Genomic DNA, 15,433 nt, shown 5'->3' with positions numbered 1-15,433 from the left:
TCTTCAAGCTGGACGGGCGTGCCGCCGGCGGCGGCGCACAGGCACAGGCCGCAGCCAGACCCGCCCAGGCCGCACCGGCCAAACCCACACCGGCCCAGCCCGCACCGGCCAAACCCGCACCGGCCAAGCCCACACCGGCCCAGCCCAGGCCCCAGCCCAGCCCAGCCCCCGCACCGGCCGCCGCCGCAGACGACAGCGACTGGCAGGAATTCTGAAGGGTTATTCCGGGCCAAAAAGGCGGGTTTTCCGGTTGACAGGGCCGGGGCCCGCCTTTATGGTCCGGCCACTTTTCACCGGGCGGGCTCGGCTGCGCTCGGCTTTTTGTTGCCGCCCGATCCGGGCAGCCTCACGGGATGCAGTCCCTGCCGGTTGCCGGACATTTCTGAGGTCAGTGTCATGAAGGTCGTGAATTCGCTCAAGTCGGCCAAGACCCGCCACCGGGATTGCCGCGTCGTCCGTCGCAAGGGCCGGGTCTACGTGATCAACAAGACCAACCCGCGCTTCAAGGCCCGCCAGGGCTGAAGCTGCCCGGCCTTTGGCCGCGCAGGACAGACTGTTTCGACGGCCCGGCTGCCCAGCAGCCGGGCCGTTCTGCTTTCACAGGCATCCTTTCCGGGTTGACAGCAGGCCGAAATGAGGGGATTTGTCAGGTTGTCTGACAAGTTGCCCCGATGCCCGATTCTGATGCCGCCCTTCTCGCCCGTTCCGCCGGGCTCAGCGACAGCCTCGCCAGCCGGCTGGCCGCCGCGATTCGGGCCGGCGAATTCGCCCCCGGCGCCCGCCTGCCCACCGAGAAACAGCTGGTCGAACGGTTTTCCGTCAGCCGGGCCGTGGTGCGCGAGGCGATTGCGCGGCTGAAGACCGACGGGTTTGTTGAAACCCGGCAGGGGGCCGGTGCCTTTGTCGCCGCCCGTCCCGGTTCGGCCAATTTCCGCATCCTTGCCGCGGGTGGGGCGGAAGCCGGCCTGCCGGAAGCAGATCTTGCCCATATCTTCGAGCTGCGCGCGGTGATCGAGGCCGGCATGGCCGAACTGGCCGCGCAGCGCCGCAGTGAAGACGACCTGATCGTGATCCGTGCCGCCATGGCCGGCATGGACCAAGCGCTGGCCAATGCGGCCGATGGCGCTGCCGCCGACGACGCCTTTCATGCCGCCATCGCGCGCGCCGCGGGCAATCCCTATCTGGCGCAGTTCGCGGCTTTCCTGTCGCAGCATTTCTCGGCCAGCCGGGCGCTGGCCTGGATGCCGGATGCCGTCACTGCCGGCAATACCCGGGCTTCCCAGGCCGAACACCGCAAGCTGTTTGCTGCCATCGAATCGCGCAACACCGCCGCCGCCGCCCGCGCCGCCCGCGAGCATATCCAGCAGTCGGCGGCGCGCTATGCCGCCACGCTGAAGAAGGGCTGATGCCATGCTGATGCCGGAACCGGAGGCCGCAATCCTGGCCCAGCGCGAGACCCTGATCGCCGGATTGCGGAAGATCGTGCCGGGCGAGGGGGTGATCGTCGATGAGACGTCTCTGCGTGCCTATGAATGCGATGGCCTGACCGCCTATCGCCAGCTGCCGCTGGTGGCGGTGCTGCCGCAGGATACCGCGCAGGTTTCCGAGGTGCTGAAGCTGTGCGACCGCCTGCAGGTGAAGGTGGTGCCGCGCGGTGCCGGCACTTCGCTGTCGGGCGGTGCGCTGCCGCTGGCCGACGGCGTGCTGCTGGGGCTGGGCAAGTTCAATCGCGTTCTCGATATCGACTGGGACAACCGCTGTGCCGTGGTGCAGCCGGGCGTCACCAACCTTGGCATCACCCGGGCGGTGGAACATCGCGGCTTCTATTACGCGCCGGACCCGTCCAGCCAGATCGCCTGCACCATCGGCGGCAATGTCGCCGAGAATTCCGGCGGGGTGCATTGCCTGAAATACGGTCTGACGACCAACAACATCCTCGGCATCGAAATGGTGCTGATGAACGGGGATGTCATCCGCCTTGGCGGCCGGCATCTGGATGCCGAGGGCTACGATCTGCTGGGACTCGTCTGCGGCTCGGAAGGTCTGCTTGGCGTGATCACCGAAGTAACCGTGCGCATCCTGCCGAAACCGGCCAGCCAGCGCGCCATGCTGGCGGGCTTCCCGAGTTCGGAGGCGGCCGGCGACTGCGTGGCCAAGGTGATCGCGTCCGGCATCATTCCCGGCGGCATGGAGATGATGGACCGGCCAGCCATCCATGCGGCGGAGGATTTCGTGCAGGCCGGCTATCCGCGCGATGTCGAGGCTCTGCTGATCATCGAACTGGACGGCCCGCCGGCCGAGGTCGATGACCTGCTCGGCCGCGTGAAGGCCATCGCCGATGCCTGCGGCGCGGTCTATTCGCGCATCTCCGAGAACGAGGACGAGCGGCTGAGTTTCTGGGCCGGCCGCAAGGCGGCATTCCCGGCCGTGGGCCGAATCTCGCCGGACTATCTGTGTATGGACGGCACCATCCCGCGCAAGGCCCTGCCCGAGGTGCTGACCCGCATGGCGGGCCTGTCGAAGAAGCATGGCCTGCGCGTCGCCAACGTGTTCCATGCCGGCGACGGCAACCTGCATCCGCTGATCCTCTACGATGCCAACAACCCGGGCGAGCTGGAGCGGGCGGAAGAATTCGGCGCCGACATCCTGCGGCTCTGCGTCGAGGTCGGCGGCGTGCTGACCGGCGAGCATGGCGTTGGCGTCGAGAAGCGCGACCTGATGCCGGCCATGTTCTCGGAAGAGGATCTCGCCCAGCAGCAGCGGGTGAAATGCGCCTTCGATCCCAATCACCGGCTCAATCCGGGCAAGGTCTTCCCCGTGCTGCACCGCTGCGCCGAACTCGGGCGCATGCATGTGCACAGGGGGCAGCTGGCTTTCCCCGACCTGCCGCGGTTCTGACCGATGCCGGAGACCTTCATCCCCGCCGGCAACAGCGACGTGGCCGATGTGATCCGCTGGGCTGCCGCGGAGAACAAGCCGCTCGACCTGCATGGCCATCGCAGCAAGGCCGGCCTCGGCCGGCCGGCACGGCATGAATATGCCCTCGATGTCGGCAGGCTGGCCGGCGTGCTGGAATACGAACCGGCCGAACTGATCGTCACGCTCAGGCCAGGCACCCAGGTATCCAATCTCGAAAAGCAGCTGGCCGCTGCGGGGCAGATGCTGGCGTTCGAGCCGCCGGATTACGGCCCGCTCTGGGGCCAGCCGGCGGGCCGCGGCACCATGGGCGGCGCCATCGGCTGCAACCTCGCCGGCCCGCGCCGTTTCAAGGCCGGGGCCATGCGCGACCATCTGCTCGGTTTCACGGCGGTTTCGGGACGCGGCGAGATATTCCGCGCCGGCGCCAAAGTCGTGAAGAATGTCACCGGCTATGACCTGCCGAAGCTGGTCTGTGGCGCCTTCGGCACGCTGGTGGCGCTGACCGAAGTGACGGTCAAGGTGCTGCCGGCGCCGGAGAAAACCCGCACCTTGCTGGTTTTCGGCCTCGACGATACCGGGGCTGCGGCGGCGATGGCGGCGGCGGCCACCTCGCCCCATGAAGTCTCCGGTCTGGCGCACCTGCCGGCCGGTATCGCCGCCCGCTCCGGCGTCGGTTATGTCGGTCAGTCCGGGCGCGCGGTCACCGCCCTGCGCATCGAGGGGACCGACATCTCGGTGACGGCACGCTGCCAGGCGCTGCGCGACCTGCTCGGCGGGTTCGGCGAACTGGAAGAACTGCATTCGATGAACTCGGCGTGGCTGTGGCGCGAAATCCGCGATGCCGCCTGCTTCGTGCTGCCGCAGGACCGCGTGCTGTGGCGTCTGTCGGTGGCGCCGATGGCGGGCGCTGCCGTGACCGCCGCGATTGCACAGGCGGTGCCGGAGGCCGAATGGTACTTCGACTGGGCCGGCGGCCTGGTCTGGCTGTCGCTGCCACCGGCGGGCGATGCCCATGCCGATACGGTGCGGAATGCTGTTGCCGCATCCGGCGGTGGCCATGCCACGCTGATCCGCGCCGATGCCGCCGCCCGTGCCGTCGTGCCGGTCTTTCAGCCGCAGCCGGCGGCGTTGGCCGCGCTGGCAGCGCGGGTGAAGCAGAGCTTCGATCCGGCCAACATCCTCAATCCGGGCCGCATGGCGGCCGGAGCCTGAAGCCATGCAGACCTCTTTCAGCCTCGCCCAGCTGGCCGATCCGGATATCGCGGTATCGAACGAGATTCTGCGCAAATGCGTGCATTGCGGCTTCTGCACCGCGACCTGCCCGACCTATGTGCTGCTGGGCGACGAACGCGACAGCCCGCGGGGCCGCATCTACCTGATCAAGCAGATGCTGGAGGGCGGTGAGGCCGCCACGGAAGAGACCGTCCGCCATGTCGACCGCTGCCTCAGCTGCCTGTCCTGCATGACCACCTGTCCCAGCAGCGTACATTACATGCATCTGGTCGACCATGCCCGTGCCCATATCGAGGAGACCTATCGCCGGCCGTTCGTCGATCGCCTGCTGCGCCACATGCTGGCCCGGCTGCTGCCTGATCCGGGCCTGTTCCGGCTGTCGCTGCGGCTGGCACAGATGGCGCGGCCTTTCGCCGCCCTGCTGCCCGGCAAGCTGAAGGGCATGGTGGCAATGGCGCCGCGGCATCTGCCGAAGGCCTCGGCCATGGACCGGCCCCAGGTCTTTCCGGCACAGGGCGAAAGGCGCCTGCGTGTGGCGCTGATGACCGGCTGTGCGCAGAAAGTGCTGGATCCGAAAATCAACGAGGCGACCATCCGCCTGCTGACCCGGCATGGCTGCGAGGTGGTGGTGGCGGAGGGGGCTGGCTGCTGCGGCGCCCTGACTCATCATATGGGCAAGGAGGCCGATGCGCTCGACAAGGCCAAGGCCAATGTCGATGCCTGGTGGCGCGTGCGCGAACATGGCGGGCTGGATGCCGTCGTCATCAATGCGTCCGGTTGCGGCACCACCGTCAAGGATTATGGCTTCATGCTGCGCAACGAGCCGGAATGGGCGGAAAAGTCGGCGGCCGTCGCCGCCCTGGCCAGGGATGTGACCGAGCTGCTGCGCGATCTCGGCCTGAAGCCGACCGGCGCTGCCGGGAAGCTTACCATCGCCTATCACTCGGCCTGCTCGCTGCAGCATGGCCAGAAGATCACGGCCCTGCCGAAGCAGTTGCTGGCCGAAGCGGGCTTTACGGTACGCGACGTGCCGGAGGCGCATCTGTGCTGCGGCTCGGCCGGCACTTACAATCTGCTGCAGCCGGAAATTGCCACGCGGCTGCGCGACCGCAAGGCGGCGCATATCGCCGGCACCGGTGCCGATGTGGTGGCGGCCGGCAATATCGGTTGTCTGGTGCAGATCGCCGGCGGGCTCGACGCGGCCACAAAAGACGGCCGGGCGATGCCGGTGCTGCATACGGTGGAACTGCTGGACTGGGCGACCGGCGGGCCGAAGCCGCCGGCCCTGCAGGCCTAGGATCACAGGGATTTAGGAGTGCGCGGATCTGGTCAGCGCGGCCGGGCAGGCTGGCGGCCGGGCAGGGCGATCTTCTCGCCGGCAGCCTGACGGCGCAGCTGCTCCTCGGCATAGGCGCGGCAGTGTTCCTCGGCCTGCATGCGCTGGGAATTGCTCATCACCTGGCCGGTCTTCAGGCCGGCCTTGGCATTCTGGATGCAGGCGGCGATCAGTTCGCCGCGGCTGTAAGGCGGTTCCTCATCCGCCGCGCGGGCCATCGTCGCCGGCTGGGCGGCCAGCAGGCCGGCCAGCAGGGCCGTGAACAAAGGCAGGATACGGGGACGCAGCATACCCGTTGATCCCACGAAACGGCCGGCCGATCAGGTTATTTTCCGGATACCTGCTGCGATTCATTTGCAATGCCGGGCCGGTTGCGGATTTCCGTCATCAGGGCGGCGGTGGCGGCCATGCACATCTGCCAGACCGCCTCGAAACCCTCCGGGCCACCGTAATAGGGGTCCGGGACCTCGCGGCCGAAACGCGGCGCGTAATCCAGATACAGCTTCAGCCGGCTGTGCTCCGGCTGCGGGCAGAGTTTCTGCAGGATCTGCAAATGGCCCTGGTCCATGGCGAGAATCCGGTCGAAACGGGTGAAATCGTCCGCCGCCACCTTGCGGGCGCGCAGCGGCGCGAGATCGACGCCATATTGCCGGGCGGTGGCGACGCTGCGCGGATCCGGCGGCTCGCCGACATGGTAGCCATGGGTGCCAGCGGAATCGACCAGCACCAGATCCTGCAGGCCGGCTTCGTGCAGGGCATGGCGCAGCAGGCCGTCGGCGGTCGGCGAGCGGCAGATATTACCGGTGCAGACCATCAGCACGGACCAGAGCGGGCGGCGGGGGACATCGGGATGTGTCATGGCGCCGGAGAGAAGCAGGTTGGGGGCAGGGGGGCAAGCCGCCGGCGGGTCCGCTTGCGGCCGCCGCCGTGATTTTAGGGTAACCCCCTCTATCGGAATGAGGATTTGCATCATAGAGTGGCGGCATGACTGCACCGCCGGACGACGAAACCACCCTGCTGGCGCTCAATCAGGCCTTTTACCGCGCCTTCGCCGCCCACGATGCCGAGCAGATGGCGGCGATCTGGGCGAAGCTGGCCCCGGTCTGCTGCATCCATCCCGGCTGGCCGCCGCTGTTCGGTCGCGATGCCGTGCTCGAAGGCTGGCGGCGGATCCTGCAGAATCCGGCACAGCCGCCGGTGGAGATGCTGGCGCCGCGGGTGACCCTGTGGGGCGATGTCGCGCTGGTGACCTGTTTCGAGCGGGTCGAAGGCCAGTATCTGATCGCCAGCAATGTCTTTGTGCGTGAGGGCAAGGGCTGGAAGCTCAGCCACCATCAGGCCGGCCCGGTCGCCACGCCGCCGCCGGGTGCCGCCAGCAACGACGAGCCCGACGACGATCTCGACGAGTTGGACGAGGACGACCTCGAGGATGACGACCTCGAGGACGACGACGACCTGCCGCCCGGTTCCGGCACCATCCACTAGGCGGGCTACCAGGCCGAGCCGCCAGGCAGCACCCTCGGGCTGACCGCCGGCGGCCAGCCGCCGTTCAGGCGCCCGGCACCAGCGTTTCGATGCGGGTGCCGGCCCCGGCCTCGCGGGCCAGCCGGCTGCCCAGAAAATCCAGCATCGGCTGCAGCGTTGCGGCCAGCTGCCAGGGCGGGTTGACGATCACCAGGCCGCTGCCGTTCATCTGCTTCGCCTCGCGGGCCGCGCGGATGGTCAGCTCGACGGCGATGGTTTCGGCGCCGAGGCCCCCGGCCAGAGTCGCCTTCCAGACATCGACCGTCTTCTGCTCCTTGATCGGATACCACACGGCCAGCATGCCGGTCGGCCAGCGCCGGTGCGCCGCCTGTACGCTGCGGGCCACGGCGGCGAATTCGTCTTTCGCCTCGTAAGCCGGATCGATCAGCACCAGGCCGCGGCGCGGGCTGGGCGGCGTCAGGCCCTTCAGCGCCTCGAAGCCGTCGCGGTGATGCACGGCGATGCGCGGGTCGCGGCCGAATTCCGCCGTCATGGTGCGCTTCAGGGCGATGACATCCTGCGGGTGCAGCTCGCACAGGCTGAGCCGGTCTTCGGGGCCGCGCAAGCTGCGCGCCAGCAGCCAGGGCGAACCGGGATAGACCTGCAGGCTACTGCCGTCATCGCGCAGCCCGGGATTGAGATCGTGCAGCGCCGCCACATAGGCCGGCAGGATCCGTGGCGCCGCCGTGTCGGCCAGCGCCGCCTGCACACCGAAGCGGAATTCGCCGCCGCGCTGGGCCTCGTCGGATGCAAGATCGTAGCAGCCGATGCCGGCATGGCTGTCGATCAGGTGCACGGGATTCGGTTTGCGCTGCAGGGCGGCCAGCAGCTCCAGCAGCACGACGTGCTTCAGCACGTCGCCGGCATTGCCGGCATGAAAGGCATGACGGTAGTTCATTGCAGGTGAAGCGTCCGGCGTTACACGGTCACCACGATCGGGCCGCGTTTGGTGATCACCAGCGTGTGTTCGTATTGCGCGGTCAGCACGCCCTCGTCGGTGGCCAGTGTCCAGCCGTCATCCATCTCCTCGGCGAAATCGGCGCCGGTGGACAGGAAAGGCTCGATGGTGATCACCATGCCCTCGGTCAGCATGCGGCGGTCGCCCGGCTCGTAATAGCTGGGGATGAAGCCGGGGGCCTCGTGCAGGCTGTTGCCCACGCCATGGCTGCCGAGATTGCGGATCACCGTATAGCCGTGGGCGCGCGCAGTGCGCTCGATGGCCCGGCCGATGGTATTCAGGCGGCGGCCGGGCTGCACCACCTGCACGGCGCGGTTCAGCGCCTTGCGGGTGGTCTGGCACAGGCGCTCCTGCTCGGGGCGTGCCGGCGGCACGATGAAGCTGGCGCCGGTATCGGCGAAGATGCCGTCGCGCTCGGCCGAGACGTCGATATTGACCATGTCGCCGGGGCGGATGCGGGTGTCGTCCGGAATGCCGTGGGCAACCGCGTGGTTCACGCTGATGCAGGTGGCGCCGGGAAAGTTGTACATCAGCACCGGTGCCGACCGGCAGCCTTCCTGCTCCAGCGCGGCGCGGCCGATCTCGTCCAGCTCGCGGGTGGTCATGCCCGGTTCCAGCCGGCTGCCCATCAGGCGGCAGACGGCGGCAACCACGCCGCCGACCCGGCGCAGCATTTCCAGTTGTTCTTCGGTTTCGATGGTCATCGGCACTCGGCAGTCACGGGAGGTTGACCGGCAGTATAACCGGCCCGGCCGGCCGGGTCATGCGCGGCGGCCGGAAATCGGCTACATAAGGACCATCATGCTCGACCCGCTGCTGCGCCGCCTGATCGATCCGCCGCTGAACCGGCTGGCGGCGGCGTTCGACCGCGCGCCGTTCGGGTCCGACGCCGTCACGCTGGCCGGCTTCGGCCTCGGGCTGGGCGCGGCGGCGGCGGTGGCGCTGGATCATCTGGTGCCGGCACTGGCGCTGTTTCTGGCCAACCGGCTGGCCGACGGGCTGGATGGCGCACTGGCCCGCCGGCGGGGCATGCAGGGACAGCCGGGCGCGGGCCGAGGGCCGACCGATCGCGGCGGTTTCATCGATATCGTGCTCGATTTTGTCGCCTATGCCCTGCTGGCGCTCGGGTTCGCCATCCGCGATCCCGCTGCGGCGGCGCTGCCGGCCGCTTTCCTGCTGGCAAGCTTCATGGGCACGGCGTCCAGCTTTCTTGCCTATGCCATCATGGCCGGGCGGCGCGGCCTGGAGACCAGCTTGCGCGGCCGCAAGAGCTTCTACCATCTCGGCGGACTGACCGAGGGCAGCGAGACCATCCTGTTCTTCCTGCTCTGCCTGCTGCTGCCGCAGCATTTCCCGCTGCTGGCCTGGATCTTCGGTGCCGCCTGCTGGCTGACCACGCTTGGCCGCGTGGCGGCCGGCTGGCGCGACTTCGCCTAGCCGGTTTTCTTTGCCGTTTTCAGCGCCGCCTCGATCGCCGTGGTCACCGCCTTGCCGGTCGGCTTCGCCTGGCTGGGGAAGACCTCGGCCAGCATGCCGTCCGGGGCGATCAGGTATTTGTGGAAATTCCATTTCGGCAGGGCGTCCTCACCGAGTTCCGCGCCGATCCACTTGTAGAGCGGATGCGCCTTTGCGCCGATCACATGCTGCTTGTCGGTCAGCGGAAAATCGACATCGAAATTCACCTCGCAGAATTCCTTGATCTGCTTCGCGCTGCCGGGTTCCTGGCCGCCGAAATCGTTCGACGGCACACCCAGCACCACCAGGCCCCGGTCGCGATAGGTGCTCCAGACCTTCTGCAGGTCGGTGTATTGCGGGGTGAAGCCGCATTGCGAGGCGGTGTTGACCAGCAGCACCGCCTTGCCGGCGAACTGTTTCATCGGCAGCGGCTTGCCGTCGATGCTGGTGAAGCTGAAATCATGGGCTGTCATGCCGGTCCTCGTCGATCTGGGCTGCGGGGTATGGCTGCGGGCGGCAGGGGCCAGTGGCGGTGTGCCCAGCAGGGCGGCCGTCCCGGCCAGCAGCCAGAGGCTGTCGCGGCGGCTGATCCGCCCGGAAATCCGCGGTGTTTTCGGCGCCGGCATCGATTCACCCTCCGTTAACGCAGCCGCGCCTTAACTATAGCGCGGCCATCCGTGCCGGCCAGTGGGCCGCCCGGCCGGCCGGCCCCCGTGATCCACAGCCGCGCCCTGCGCGGGAGGCTGCCATGCCCAGTTTGCCCGGTCTGCTGACCTTTGCCGCCCTGTCTCTCGCCGCCCTCGTGCTGGGGGTCAGCGCCACCCGCCTCGTGCCCGGCTTGGCGGCCCAGCATCCGGGCATTATCGCACTGGCCCTGCTGCTGCTGTTCTGGACGATCCGCGAGCGCTGGCAGCGCCGCCGGCTGCAGACCCGCCTGCTGGCCGAGATCGATGCGCTCAGCGAGGAACTGGTGGCGATGCGCGGCCCGCTGCCGGAGATGCGGCCGGCGGCCGCGATGCCGGTGCCGCGCAGCGAGCCGAAGCTGCGCGTCGTTTCCGCTTCGGCCGTGCAATCCTATGAACAGGCGGCACAGCTGATGGAGGCGGATGCCGACGAGGCGACGGCCCCGGCCGATGACGGCCTGCTGCTGGACGCCGTGCGCGATGCCCTGAACAACAACCGGGTCGAGCTGCATGTGCAGCCGATCGTCAGCCTGCCGCAGCGCCGCATCAAGTTTTTCGAGCTGCTGGCGCGGCCGCGCGACGCCGCCGGCCGTGAATACCAGGCTGCCGAATGTATCGGGGCGCTGGAAGCGTCGGGCCTGCGCGACGAGTTCGATGCACTGATGCTGCTGCGCTCGGTACAGCTGGTGCGCAAGCTGGAAAGCCGCGCCAGGAATGCGGCCTTCTTCCTCAATCTCTCGCCGGCCATGCTGGCGCGGATCGAGACTTTCAACCCGCTCTACGAATTTCTGCAGCGCGAACGCGAGCGGGCCGGCAATATCGTGCTGGAATTCGCCCATGACGGCATCCGCGACCTCGATCGCGCCGGCATGTACCGGCTGAGCCGGCTGGCGGCGCTGGGCTTCGCGCTGTCGGTCGATGGCGTGACCCGGCTGGACGCCGATTTCGCCGGGCTGGCGAAAGCCGGCGTGCGCTTCATGAAATTCGATGCCGGCCTGCTGGGCGACCCGGCGCGCATGGCGCAGGCGCCGATTGCCGCCGAGGATCTGCGCGAGGCCTGCGAACGCCACGGCATCGTACCGGTGCTCAGCAAGGTCGAGACCGAGGCGCATCTGCTGAAGCTGGCCGATCTCGACTTCCCGCTCGGCCAGGGCCACCTGTTCGGCGTGCCCAAACTGGCCAAGGCCGCCTGAAAATCCGTCAGGGGCGCGCGGCCAGAAGCGCCGCAGCCAGTTCGACGAAACCGGCGCCGCCTTCGCCTTCGCTGACATAGGCGGGTGGCGTGGCGATGCGGTCGAGGAAGGGCCGCACATTGGCAACGCCGACGCTGTGCGGGAAGAAGCCGAACATCGGAGCGTCATTCGGGCTGTCGCCGGCGAACACCACCTGCCCGCGCACCGCGTCGAGATCGACGCCCCAGGCCTCGGCGAACAGCCGCCGGGTCATCACCAGCTTGTCCCAGTCGCCGAACCAGCCATTGACGTGGATCGAACTGACCTTGGCGGTGGCGCCGGCCTGTTCGAACAGTGCGACGATGCGGTCGACGGCCGCGGGCGGCAGCGGCGGCACGTCCTCGCAGAAATCGATGGCAAGGTCGCATTCGCGATACTGCTGGTCCGATGCCAGTGCCGTGCCGGGCACCGCATGCAGGATGGTTTCCGCCAGCGCCGCCAGCTTCCTGCGTGCTGCCGCGCGCCCGGCTTCTGACTGGAAGAATGTGCGGTGCATGCGCCGCGCATCGCGGTCATAGCGCATCGCCAGTGCGCCATTCTCGCCGACAATGGCATCGACCGGCCAGAAGCGGGCGATCATGTCGCACCAGCCGGCCGGCCGGCCGGTGATCGGGATGACGCGGAAGCCGGCGGCCTGCAGGCGCTCCAGCGCCGCATAGGCGGCGGCGGTCAGCCGTCCATGGGTCGTCAGCGTGTCGTCGATATCGGTCAGGATGTAGCGGATGCCGCTACGGTCACCGGTTGGAAAGTCGGAAAGCGGACGAATCTCGGCCATAGGTCGCAGGGGCGGAAGCTTGCCGGGGGTGGGAGGGGTCCGTATAGTCACCGCGCCCATTCCGTCCGTCAACCAGCAAGACCTGCCCGGCAGCCGCACGGGCGGCATTCCGAGGATCGCAGCATGACGTTTCAGGCCCTGCACGGCTATTACCTGGAAGACCTGCAGGTCGGCATGTCCGAGACCTATACCAAGACGGTCAGCGAAGCCGACATCATTGCCTTTGCCGACCTGTCGGGCGACACCAACCCGGTGCATATGGACGAGGCCTTTGCGGCCGCATCGCCGTTCAAGGGGCGCATCGCCCATGGCATGCTGGGCGCCGCGCTGCTCAGCACCGTGTTCGGCACCAGGCTGCCGGGCCCGGGCTGCATCTACGTGTCGCAGGACCTGCGCTTCAGGGCGCCGGTGCGCATCGGCGACACCGTGGTCGCCAGGGTGACCATCGCCGAGATCACCGAAGAGAAGCGCCGGGTGAAATTCGCCTGCGAATGCCGGGTCGGCGACACCGTGGTGATCGACGGCGAGGCGGTGCTGATGGTCAGCCGCAGGGCGAAGGCGAAGTAAGCCGACCATCCGGTTTCCACCATGCGCCTGCTGCGATCCGCCGAAAGCTTTCCGCCCGCCCTGCGTGGCGCAGTGGCGGCGATCGGCAATTTCGACGGCGTGCATCTCGGTCACCGGGCGCTGGTCGCCACCGTCTGCACCGAGGCGGCAAAGCGGAACCGCCCGCGGCTGGTGATGACCTTCGAGCCGCATCCGCGCCGCTTTTTCGTGCCGTCCTCGCCGCCATTCCGGCTGGATGCCCTGTCGACCAGGGCACGGATCCTGGAACAACTCGGCATCGACGCGCTGCTGGCGATGCCTTTCGATGCGCGACTGGCCGGACAGTCTCCTGAGGAATTCGTCGACCATGTCCTCGCCGAAGCCCTCGGTCTCGGCCATGTGGTGGTCGGTTACGATTTCACCTTCGGCAAGGCGCGGGCCGGCGATACCGCCATGCTGCGCGAGCTCTGCGCACGGCATGATATCGGCGTCACCGTGGTCGCCGCCCAGCAGGATGGCGAGGTCTATTCGTCGAGTCGCGTGCGCGCCCTGCTGGAAAAGGGCGAGCTGGCCGAGGCGAACCGCATTCTCGGCCGGCCCTGGGAAATTGCCGGCACGGTCGAGCATGGCGACAAGCGCGGGCGCGAACTGGGCTATCCGACGGCCAATGTGGCACTGACCGATTTCCAGATTCCGAAATTCGGCATCTATGCCGTGCGCTGCGAGATCGACGGCAGTCTGCATGACGGCGTCGCCAGCCTGGGCATCCGCCCGACCTTCGCGAACCAGACCGGCGTGAAGCTGGAAGTCTACCTGTTCGATTTCAGCGGCGACCTTTACGGCCGCGAGATGCGGGTGGCATTCCACGCCTTCCTGCGGCCGGAACTGAAATACGAAGGTCCCGAGGCGCTGAAGACGCAGATCGCCGCCGATGTGCGCGACGCGAAGAAGGTGCTGCAGGGCGGCTAGCGGCCGTCGATATGCAGAAGCCGCGTCTGCTTCTTCAGGGTGCGCAGGGTGAAGTGGACGGCAAGGCCCAGCATGAACAGCGCCGGCCAGGTCCAGTCGTCGGCCAGCCAGAAATCCAGCGACTGCCCTTCCATCGCCATGTCGGTGAAGGCCTCCAGCGTCGTGAAGGCGAGGAGGATGAAGAAAAAGCCGTTATATTCCCGCCGCAGTACGGTGCGCAGCGAAAAGGCCATGTCGGGGTTCCGCCAGTTGCGCCAGCGCGGCCAGAAGGCGGGCGTGCGGGCAGTCCATGCGGCATAGCCGGCACCGAACCGGCCGGCAAGGAAGTCTTCCTCGGCCATGACGATGCGCTCGATATAGAGGGCATAGGCGAGGCCGAAGACGGCGGCGAACCACCAGACCTTCAGCGACAGGACGATGCCCAGCAGGATGATGAAGTTGCCCAGATAGAGCGGGTTGCGCACCACCGAATACATGCCGGTGACATTCAGCCGGGTGGCGCGCTGGCCGCTGGTGTTGCGCCCCGAGGTGCCGGCGGGCACGAAGCCGACGGTTGCCACCCGGATCGCCAGGCCGGCAAAGGACAGCAGCAGGCAGGCGGCCATCCACAGGTCGTTCCAGGTTTCGCCGGCCCAGAGTTCGATCCGCACGGATTCCACCAAAGCGGGGATCGCTGCCGGCAGCAGAACCAGCGGGCCGAGGCCGCGCCAGCGGAAAGCGAAAGCGCCGTGCCGGGCCAGTCTGTCTTTGAGACGCATCGGTGAATCCTTGCCTTGGGGGCGGATTGGGGGGCGGAATGCCGCCCGGATGCTAGCGCCAGTGGACGCCGACGGCCAGCGACAGCCTGTCGCAGCCGTCCATGGGGTCCGCCTGTGTTTTGCGGGTCGCCTGTGTCAGTCCAGCCCGAATTCTGCCGCCCGCGCCAGCAGGCGCTGGGCGCCCGTATAGGTGGGCATTTCCACCAGATGCCCGTCCAGCGTGACGCGGTCCTCGCCGCGGCTGCGTGCGGCGCTGAAGGCGGCAACGATGCGCCGGGCCTGCCCGATTTCGTCCGCGGCCGGCGTGAAGGCGGCATTGACCGCCCCGGCATGGGCCGGCCGCACCAGAGCTTTCGCCGTATAGCCCAGCCGGCGGGCCGTCTGCGCCTCGGCCGCGGCGCCCGCCTCATCGCCGAAGGTATAGGGGCAGTCGATGGCGACGACATCGGCGGCCCGGCACTCGATCAGGAAGCGCTGGCGCACATAGGCCAGTTCGGTCGCCGCGCGGCTGCGCACGGCGCCGAGATCGGCCACCATGTCCTCGCTGGCCACCAGGCATGCGGTGACCCGCCGGCTGGCCTGCGCGATGGCGATGGTATGGACGAGGCCGCGCGCGCTTTCGATATTGGGCACGATTTCGGTGCTGCCAGGCTCGAGCCCGAGCGCCGCCTCGTGGTCGCCGATGGCGGCATCCAGCCGGGCGATCTGCGCGGGTGCGGTCACCTTCGGCATCATCACCACGTCGGGCACGCCGGCCATCACGGCGGCAAGGTCGGCGGCGCCGTCCGGGCCGTCCAGCGGGTTGATCCGTACGGCCGCCACCCGGCCGGCGGCGCGCCAGGCCGGATAGAGGGCGGGGGCCTGCTGGCGGGCCTGGGGACGGCGCTCCGGCGGGGTGAAATCCTCCAGCTCCTGGATCGCCACGTCGGCTGCGGCTATGGCGCCGGCTTCCAGGATGGCGGGGTTGGCGCCCGGCAGGAACAGCCAGGAACGGCGCAGATGGACGGGACGGCGGGTCATGGGCGGCTGGTTCACTCGACAGGGT

Annotated in this window: 19 protein-coding genes; 11 read left to right on the top strand and 8 right to left on the bottom strand. The window is 68.2% G+C overall.

Features of this window, described 5'->3' with window-relative positions; translation table 11 throughout:
- From ACEQZY_RS01465 to glcF, 6 genes are all read left to right on the top strand, one after another.
- On the top strand, window positions 1-215 hold a 215-nt coding region (locus ACEQZY_RS01465), incomplete at its 5' end, for a hypothetical protein (protein WP_370151799.1).
- 181 nt (window positions 216-396) lie between these two features.
- A complete protein-coding gene (ykgO, locus tag ACEQZY_RS01460) occupies window positions 397-522 on the top strand; it encodes a type B 50S ribosomal protein L36 (RefSeq protein WP_300301874.1) in 126 nt (41 codons plus the stop codon).
- Between the two features lie 149 nt (window positions 523-671).
- Window positions 672-1,406: a FadR/GntR family transcriptional regulator gene (locus tag ACEQZY_RS01455; protein ID WP_370151797.1), complete on the top strand. Its 735-nt coding sequence runs from the start codon at window positions 672-674 to the stop codon at window positions 1,404-1,406.
- Between the two features lie 4 nt (window positions 1,407-1,410).
- The gene (locus ACEQZY_RS01450; protein ID WP_341704859.1) at window positions 1,411-2,898 is read left to right on the top strand and encodes an FAD-linked oxidase C-terminal domain-containing protein; all 1,488 of its coding nucleotides are present in this window, start codon (window positions 1,411-1,413) and stop codon (window positions 2,896-2,898) included.
- A gap of 3 nt (window positions 2,899-2,901) precedes the next feature.
- Window positions 2,902-4,131: a glycolate oxidase subunit GlcE gene (gene glcE, locus ACEQZY_RS01445; protein WP_370151794.1), complete on the top strand. Its 1,230-nt coding sequence runs from the start codon at window positions 2,902-2,904 to the stop codon at window positions 4,129-4,131.
- A gap of 4 nt (window positions 4,132-4,135) precedes the next feature.
- A complete protein-coding gene (gene glcF, locus ACEQZY_RS01440) occupies window positions 4,136-5,449 on the top strand; it encodes a glycolate oxidase subunit GlcF (RefSeq protein ID WP_370151792.1) in 1,314 nt (437 codons plus the stop codon).
- 32 nt (window positions 5,450-5,481) lie between these two features.
- Here glcF and ACEQZY_RS01435 read toward each other — a convergent pair whose 3' ends face one another.
- Window positions 5,482-5,778, bottom strand: a complete 297-nt coding sequence (locus ACEQZY_RS01435) for a hypothetical protein (protein WP_341704856.1) — start codon at window positions 5,776-5,778, stop codon at window positions 5,482-5,484.
- 35 nt (window positions 5,779-5,813) lie between these two features.
- Window positions 5,814-6,347 carry a low molecular weight protein-tyrosine-phosphatase gene (locus tag ACEQZY_RS01430; protein WP_341704855.1) on the bottom strand — a complete coding sequence of 178 codons (534 nt, stop codon included), beginning with the start codon at window positions 6,345-6,347 and terminating at the stop codon, window positions 5,814-5,816.
- Between the two features lie 125 nt (window positions 6,348-6,472).
- Here ACEQZY_RS01430 and ACEQZY_RS01425 point away from each other — a divergent pair, with 125 nt between their 5' ends.
- Window positions 6,473-6,973, top strand: coding sequence for a nuclear transport factor 2 family protein (locus ACEQZY_RS01425; protein ID WP_370151790.1), 501 nt, complete (start codon window positions 6,473-6,475; stop codon window positions 6,971-6,973).
- A gap of 64 nt (window positions 6,974-7,037) precedes the next feature.
- On the opposite strand, the gene ACEQZY_RS01420 is transcribed toward ACEQZY_RS01425, so the two are convergent.
- Both ACEQZY_RS01420 and map read right to left on the bottom strand, forming a co-directional pair.
- Window positions 7,038-7,910, bottom strand: coding sequence for a 23S rRNA (adenine(2030)-N(6))-methyltransferase RlmJ (locus ACEQZY_RS01420; protein ID WP_370151788.1), 873 nt, complete (start codon window positions 7,908-7,910; stop codon window positions 7,038-7,040).
- Window positions 7,911-7,930: 20 nt separating this feature from the next.
- Window positions 7,931-8,674 (bottom strand): type I methionyl aminopeptidase, encoded by a 744-nt coding sequence (gene map, locus ACEQZY_RS01415; RefSeq protein ID WP_341704852.1) that lies wholly within the window; start codon window positions 8,672-8,674, stop codon window positions 7,931-7,933.
- 97 nt (window positions 8,675-8,771) lie between these two features.
- Between map and ACEQZY_RS01410 the strand changes: the two genes are divergently transcribed.
- A complete protein-coding gene (locus ACEQZY_RS01410) occupies window positions 8,772-9,407 on the top strand; it encodes a CDP-alcohol phosphatidyltransferase family protein (RefSeq protein ID WP_370151786.1) in 636 nt (211 codons plus the stop codon).
- On the opposite strand, the gene ACEQZY_RS01405 is transcribed toward ACEQZY_RS01410, so the two are convergent.
- A complete protein-coding gene (locus ACEQZY_RS01405) occupies window positions 9,404-10,051 on the bottom strand; it encodes a glutathione peroxidase (RefSeq protein ID WP_341704415.1) in 648 nt (215 codons plus the stop codon). The genes ACEQZY_RS01410 and ACEQZY_RS01405 overlap by 4 nt on opposite strands.
- A 122-nt stretch (window positions 10,052-10,173) precedes the next feature.
- Here ACEQZY_RS01405 and ACEQZY_RS01400 point away from each other — a divergent pair, with 122 nt between their 5' ends.
- A complete protein-coding gene (locus ACEQZY_RS01400; RefSeq protein ID WP_341704414.1) occupies window positions 10,174-11,301 on the top strand; it encodes an EAL domain-containing protein in 1,128 nt (375 codons plus the stop codon).
- 7 nt (window positions 11,302-11,308) lie between these two features.
- On the opposite strand, the gene ACEQZY_RS01395 is transcribed toward ACEQZY_RS01400, so the two are convergent.
- Window positions 11,309-12,115: an HAD-IIB family hydrolase gene (locus ACEQZY_RS01395; protein WP_370151783.1), complete on the bottom strand. Its 807-nt coding sequence runs from the start codon at window positions 12,113-12,115 to the stop codon at window positions 11,309-11,311.
- 123 nt (window positions 12,116-12,238) lie between these two features.
- Between ACEQZY_RS01395 and ACEQZY_RS01390 the strand changes: the two genes are divergently transcribed.
- On the top strand, window positions 12,239-12,682 hold the full coding sequence (locus ACEQZY_RS01390) for a MaoC family dehydratase (RefSeq protein WP_341704412.1): 444 nt from the start codon (window positions 12,239-12,241) through the stop codon (window positions 12,680-12,682).
- Window positions 12,683-12,703: 21 nt separating this feature from the next.
- Complete coding sequence (locus ACEQZY_RS01385) at window positions 12,704-13,630, top strand: bifunctional riboflavin kinase/FAD synthetase (RefSeq protein WP_370151781.1); 927 nt, start codon at window positions 12,704-12,706, stop codon at window positions 13,628-13,630.
- On the opposite strand, the gene ACEQZY_RS01380 is transcribed toward ACEQZY_RS01385, so the two are convergent.
- Both ACEQZY_RS01380 and ACEQZY_RS01375 read right to left on the bottom strand, forming a co-directional pair.
- Window positions 13,627-14,388: an isoprenylcysteine carboxylmethyltransferase family protein gene (locus ACEQZY_RS01380; protein WP_370151780.1), complete on the bottom strand. Its 762-nt coding sequence runs from the start codon at window positions 14,386-14,388 to the stop codon at window positions 13,627-13,629. The genes ACEQZY_RS01385 and ACEQZY_RS01380 overlap by 4 nt on opposite strands.
- Before the next feature lie 135 nt (window positions 14,389-14,523).
- Window positions 14,524-15,408 (bottom strand): CoA ester lyase, encoded by an 885-nt coding sequence (locus ACEQZY_RS01375; RefSeq protein ID WP_370151777.1) that lies wholly within the window; start codon window positions 15,406-15,408, stop codon window positions 14,524-14,526.
- Window positions 15,409-15,433: the final 25 nt, after the last annotated feature.

Origin of the sequence: Ferrovibrio sp. (genome assembly GCF_964218355.1) — a bacterium.
Lineage (GTDB): Bacteria > Pseudomonadota > Alphaproteobacteria > Ferrovibrionales > Ferrovibrionaceae > Ferrovibrio.
This window is presented reverse-complemented; position numbering and strand designations above follow the sequence as displayed.

Excerpts from the sequence above, each read along its gene's own strand:
- ykgO (WP_300301874.1), top strand. The coding sequence starts at position 397 with ATGAAGGTCGTGAATTCGCTCAAGTCGGCCAAGACCCGCCACCGGGAT.
- ACEQZY_RS01455 (WP_370151797.1), top strand. The coding sequence starts at position 672 with ATGCCCGATTCTGATGCCGCCCTTCTCGCCCGTTCCGCCGGGCTCAGC.
- ACEQZY_RS01450 (WP_341704859.1), top strand. The coding sequence starts at position 1,411 with ATGCTGATGCCGGAACCGGAGGCCGCAATCCTGGCCCAGCGCGAGACC.
- glcE (WP_370151794.1), top strand. The coding sequence starts at position 2,902 with ATGCCGGAGACCTTCATCCCCGCCGGCAACAGCGACGTGGCCGATGTG.
- glcF (WP_370151792.1), top strand. The coding sequence starts at position 4,136 with ATGCAGACCTCTTTCAGCCTCGCCCAGCTGGCCGATCCGGATATCGCG.
- ACEQZY_RS01435 (WP_341704856.1), bottom strand. The coding sequence starts at position 5,778 with ATGCTGCGTCCCCGTATCCTGCCTTTGTTCACGGCCCTGCTGGCCGGC.
- ACEQZY_RS01430 (WP_341704855.1), bottom strand. The coding sequence starts at position 6,347 with ATGACACATCCCGATGTCCCCCGCCGCCCGCTCTGGTCCGTGCTGATG.
- ACEQZY_RS01425 (WP_370151790.1), top strand. The coding sequence starts at position 6,473 with ATGACTGCACCGCCGGACGACGAAACCACCCTGCTGGCGCTCAATCAG.
- ACEQZY_RS01420 (WP_370151788.1), bottom strand. The coding sequence starts at position 7,910 with ATGAACTACCGTCATGCCTTTCATGCCGGCAATGCCGGCGACGTGCTG.
- map (WP_341704852.1), bottom strand. The coding sequence starts at position 8,674 with ATGACCATCGAAACCGAAGAACAACTGGAAATGCTGCGCCGGGTCGGC.
- ACEQZY_RS01410 (WP_370151786.1), top strand. The coding sequence starts at position 8,772 with ATGCTCGACCCGCTGCTGCGCCGCCTGATCGATCCGCCGCTGAACCGG.
- ACEQZY_RS01405 (WP_341704415.1), bottom strand. The coding sequence starts at position 10,051 with ATGCCGGCGCCGAAAACACCGCGGATTTCCGGGCGGATCAGCCGCCGC.
- ACEQZY_RS01400 (WP_341704414.1), top strand. The coding sequence starts at position 10,174 with ATGCCCAGTTTGCCCGGTCTGCTGACCTTTGCCGCCCTGTCTCTCGCC.
- ACEQZY_RS01395 (WP_370151783.1), bottom strand. The coding sequence starts at position 12,115 with ATGGCCGAGATTCGTCCGCTTTCCGACTTTCCAACCGGTGACCGTAGC.
- ACEQZY_RS01390 (WP_341704412.1), top strand. The coding sequence starts at position 12,239 with ATGACGTTTCAGGCCCTGCACGGCTATTACCTGGAAGACCTGCAGGTC.
- ACEQZY_RS01385 (WP_370151781.1), top strand. The coding sequence starts at position 12,704 with ATGCGCCTGCTGCGATCCGCCGAAAGCTTTCCGCCCGCCCTGCGTGGC.
- ACEQZY_RS01380 (WP_370151780.1), bottom strand. The coding sequence starts at position 14,388 with ATGCGTCTCAAAGACAGACTGGCCCGGCACGGCGCTTTCGCTTTCCGC.
- ACEQZY_RS01375 (WP_370151777.1), bottom strand. The coding sequence starts at position 15,408 with ATGACCCGCCGTCCCGTCCATCTGCGCCGTTCCTGGCTGTTCCTGCCG.